Source organism: Zooshikella ganghwensis, from assembly GCF_018263875.1.
In the GTDB taxonomy this organism is placed as follows: domain Bacteria; phylum Pseudomonadota; class Gammaproteobacteria; order Pseudomonadales; family Zooshikellaceae; genus Zooshikella; species Zooshikella ganghwensis.
This window is the reverse complement of record NZ_JAEVHG010000045.1, coordinates 2,501-5,178: the sequence shown is the minus strand read 5'-3', so window position 1 is coordinate 5,178 and position 2,678 is coordinate 2,501. Positions and strand designations below refer to the sequence as shown.

General features: G+C 53.8%; 2 rRNA genes (1 of these 2 cut by a window edge). Both read right to left on the bottom strand.

The annotated features are described in order from the left end of the window. Window positions 1-2: 2 nt before the first annotated feature. A 5S ribosomal RNA gene (gene rrf / locus KHS79_RS25585) occupies window positions 3-118 on the bottom strand. 55 nt (window positions 119-173) lie between these two features. Then, window positions 174-2,678 (bottom strand): 23S ribosomal RNA (locus KHS79_RS25580) (it continues 389 nt past the right edge of the window).

Here is a 2,678-nt window from a genome sequence, read left to right as displayed (position 1 = left end):
GCGCTTGACGATGTCCTACTCTCACATGGCGAAACGCCACACTACCATCGGCGCTGAGCAGTTTCACTTCTGAGTTCGGGATGGAATCAGGTGGTGCCCACTCGCTATCGTCGTCAAGCATAAACCTTTAGCAGAATCGTAACTACAACTCACTCAAATCACTTTGGCGTTATATGGTCAAGCCTCACGAGCCATTAGTACTGGTTAGCTCAACGCCTCACAACGCTTACACACCCAGCCTATCAACGTCTTAGTCTTAAACGGCTCTTCAGGGGCCTTACAGCCCAGGGAGACTTCATCTTGAAGGGGGCTTCCCGCTTAGATGCCTTCAGCGGTTATCCCGTCCGAACTTAGCTACCCGGCAATGCGTCTGGCGACACAACCGGAACACCAGTGGTTCGTCCACTCCGGTCCTCTCGTACTAGGAGCAGCTCTCCTCAAGTCTCCAACGTCCACGGCAGATAGGGACCGAACTGTCTCACGACGTTCTAAACCCAGCTCGCGTACCACTTTAAATGGCGAACAGCCATACCCTTGGGACCGGCTTCAGCCCCAGGATGTGATGAGCCGACATCGAGGTGCCAAACACCGCCGTCGATGTGAACTCTTGGGCGGTATCAGCCTGTTATCCCCGGAGTACCTTTTATCCGTTGAGCGATGGCCCTTCCATTCAGAACCACCGGATCACTAAGACCTACTTTCGTACCTGCTCGACATGTACGTCTCGCAGTTAAGCGCGCTTATGCCTTTACACTAACCGCATGATGTCCGACCATGCTTAGCGCACCTTCGTGCTCCTCCGTTACGCTTTGGGAGGAGACCGCCCCAGTCAAACTACCCACCACACACTGTCCTCGACCTGGATTACAGGTCAGAGTTAGAACCTCAAACATACCAGGCTGGTATTTCAAGGTCGGCTCCACCAGAACTGGCGTCCCGGCTTCAAAGCCTCCCAGCTATCCTACACAAGTAGGTTCAAAGTCCAGTGTGAAGCTGTAGTAAAGGTTCACGGGGTCTTTCCGTCTAGCCGCGGATACACTGCATCTTCACAGCAAGTTCAATTTCACTGAGTCTCGGGTGGAGACAGCGTGGCCATCGTTACGCCATTCGTGCAGGTCGGAACTTACCCGACAAGGAATTTCGCTACCTTAGGACCGTTATAGTTACGGCCGCCGTTTACCGGGGCTTCGATCAAGAGCTTCGCCGAAGCTAACCCCATCAATTAACCTTCCGGCACCGGGCAGGCGTCACACCCTATACGTCCACTTTCGTGTTTGCAGAGTGCTGTGTTTTTAATAAACAGTCGCAGCCACCTGGTATCTTCGACCGCCAACAGCTCATGGAGCTAGTCCAATCACCATCAGCGGCGCACCTTCTCCCGAAGTTACGGTGCCATTTTGCCTAGTTCCTTCACCCGAGTTCTCTCAAGCGCCTTGGTATTCTCTACCTGACCACCTGTGTCGGTTTGGGGTACGGTTCCTAATGACCTGAAGCTTAGAAGATTTTCCTGGAAGCAGGGCATCAATCACTTCGCTCTCTAATGAGAGCTCGTCATCGCTTCTCGGCGTTGCGTTCCCGGATTTGCCTAAGAACACCGCCTACTAGCTTAAACCTGGATAACCATCACCAGGCTGACCTAGCCTTCTCCGTCCCTCCATCGCAGTCATTAGCAGTACTGGAATTTTAACCAGTTTCCCATCGACTACCACTTTCGTGCTCGCCTTAGGGGCCGACTCACCCTGCGCCGATTAACGTTGCGCAGGAACCCTTGGTCTTCCGGCGAGGGAGCTTCTCACTCCCTTTATCGTTACTCATGTCAGCATTCGCACTTCTGATACCTCCAGCCAACCTCTCGATTGACCTTCTACAGCTTACAGAACGCTCCCCTACCCCGCACACCTAAGTGTGCAGCCGCAGCTTCGGTGTCTAGTTTTAGCCCCGTTACATCTTCCGCGCGAGCCGACTCGACCAGTGAGCTATTACGCTTTCTTTAAAGGGTGGCTGCTTCTAAGCCAACCTCCTGGCTGTCTGGGCCTTCTCACATCGTTTCCCACTTAACTAGAACTTGGGGACCTTAGCTGGCGGTCTGGGTTGTTTCCCTCTTGACGACGGACGTTAGCACCCGCCGTCTGTCTCCCGCGATTGCACTCCTCGGTATTCGGAGTTTGCATCGGTTTGGTAACCCGGGATGGGCCCCTAGCCGAAACAGTGCTCTACCCCCGAGGGTGAGACGCGAGGCGCTACCTAAATAGCTTTCGGGGAGAACCAGCTATCTCCGAGCTTGATTAGCCTTTCACTCCTATCCACAGGTCATCCCCTGGCTTTTCAACGACAGTGGGTTCGGGCCTCCAGTCAGTGTTACCTAACCTTCACCCTGCCCATGGATAGATCGCTCGGTTTCGGGTCTACTCCTAGCGACTACACGCCCTATTCAGACTCGGTTTCCCTACGGCTCCCCTATACGGTTAACCTTGCCACTAAAAGTAAGTCGCTGACCCATTATACAAAAGGTACGCAGTCACCCGTCCGAAGACAGGCTCCCACTGCTTGTATGCATACGGTTTCAGGGTCTATTTCACTCCCCTCAACGGGGTTCTTTTCGCCTTTCCCTCACGGTACTGGTTCACTATCGGTCAGCTGGGAGTATTTAGCCTTGGAGGATGGTCCCCCCATGTTCA